The sequence below is a fragment of the Acetobacter sp. P1H12_c genome (assembly GCF_018811975.1).
GTDB lineage: Bacteria > Pseudomonadota > Alphaproteobacteria > Acetobacterales > Acetobacteraceae > Acetobacter > Acetobacter persici.
In genome coordinates, this window is the sequence record NZ_JACRVR010000084.1 from 1 (window position 1) to 1689 (window position 1689).

The following is a 1689-nucleotide window of genomic DNA, read 5'->3' on the forward strand; positions in this document are numbered from 1 at the left end:
AGATCGAATCACTTCTGCTAAAATTGATCCGGCGACAGGCCGTCCGCTCCCGGCCGGAGTTGAATATCGCGGCAAGGGCCAGTATCGGGCCCGTAAGCGTATCGCAGGCGGAGAGCGGATCCATCAAACCTTCGGCTCGGCCAAACTGGCCCGGCGCTGGCTGGACACGACGTCCGCCAAACTGGAACTCGGACAGTTTGAGGACACGCGACCGCTGGAACGTCAGACTGTCCGCGAACTGGTCGACCGTTATGTGCGCGAAGAGATGCAGACCCGGGAGAATGATCGCAAAGGTCACATCCCCGCTATCCTTCAGGACGAGATCGCGCAGCTTGCATTGGTCGATCTGACCTCCACAGCAGTCCGTGGGTTCCGGGATCGGCTGGCTGAGAAATACAGCGCTGCGACGGTGGTCAAACGCCTCAACCTGCTCGCTGCGATCTGCCAGCATGCGATCGCAGAGTGGGACCTGCCCTTTTCAAAAAACCCGGCTGCCGCAACGGCAGTCAAGCGACCCGCTGGCGCAGACAAGAAGCGCAACCGTCGTCTCATTGGTGATGAATACGAGCGCCTTCTGGAAGCCATGGCACTGTCCCCCTGGCCGGACGATGCCATATTCGTCCAATTCGCCATTGAACAAGGCACCCGACGGGAGGAAGCCCTGACACTCCGTTGGCGTGACATTGACTTTGATCGTTATGCCTTGTCCTTGGGAAAAACGAAGACCATGCATCTTGCTGTGGAGCGTGGTCCGGAAATCCGTCCTCTGACACCCGGAGCCGCCCGCCTGCTTCGGTCCCTTCAGGCACAACGCAAATCCGCCCGGCCCGGAGATCTCGTCTTTGATATTGGGAGCAAAGATGCTTTCTCAGTCCGGTTCGGGCGGATGACAAAGAAAGCTGGCCTCAGGGATCTTACCTTCCATGACCTTCGGCATGAGGCGACAAGCCGCCTCGCACGGATTTACACGAACCCGCTCGAACTCCGCCGGGTGACAGGTCATAAAGATATCAAATCCCTTGACCGTTACTACCAACCCCATACGGAAGATCTGGCCGCGAAAGCCATCGCGTATGAGAAGCGTAACTCTGCCGGCAAGGAATAGCGTTTCCGTCAGGCTGTCAGAAATGACAGCCTGATCAGAGCCACAAGCAACAGAGCAGCGATCACAATCCAGAAACTGAAATCCGGACTGAATACCAGACTCTCTCCGCGACCTCGCCGCTTTTTCCGGAGCTGCTTTCTCTCTGTTTCCAGAATCTTCCGCTCAATAAAATCATCAAGTGCCGTTACCGGAAAACACCGCACCCGACCAATTTTCACCGACTGAATTCCCAGCTCTTCATGCTGATTTCGTAGCGTTCCTTCTGCAAGACCAATATACGCCGCTGCGGCAGAGTAACGCAGCAGGCCACGAAACTCTCTTTCCTGAACTGTACTTTTATCCGACGACATAGTACATCCCTTCCTGCTTTAAGAGCCCACTCAAACATAGGATCCGGCAAAGTAGCACTATCAGATCCCCATCATCTCCCTTTATCCTGAACATCGTCACAACCTCCATGAAGGGAAGCTGACTTCACTCGATGCTCGGGGCCTGAGCCTCGAATCATGTGCCAATTTCCCTGTTACAATCAGGGTATGAGACATTCCTGAAACAGCAAGACGGTTTTTTCGCAATTGTTGACA

Annotated in this window: 2 protein-coding genes; one reads left to right on the plus strand and one right to left on the minus strand. The window is 55.2% G+C overall.

Annotated features, from left to right (window positions below; translation table 11 throughout):
- Positions 1-1105 (plus strand): site-specific integrase (locus KP699_RS16175; protein WP_215763340.1); only part of this gene is annotated, 1105 nt, incomplete at its 5' end.
- 8 nt (positions 1106-1113) lie between these two features.
- Here the strand turns inward: KP699_RS16175 and KP699_RS16180 are convergent.
- Positions 1114-1455, minus strand: a complete 342-nt coding sequence (locus tag KP699_RS16180) for a hypothetical protein (protein WP_215763341.1) — start codon at positions 1453-1455, stop codon at positions 1114-1116.
- Positions 1456-1689 lie beyond the last annotated feature (234 nt).

Excerpts from the sequence above, each read along its gene's own strand:
- KP699_RS16180 (WP_215763341.1), bottom strand. The coding sequence starts at position 1,455 with ATGTCGTCGGATAAAAGTACAGTTCAGGAAAGAGAGTTTCGTGGCCTG.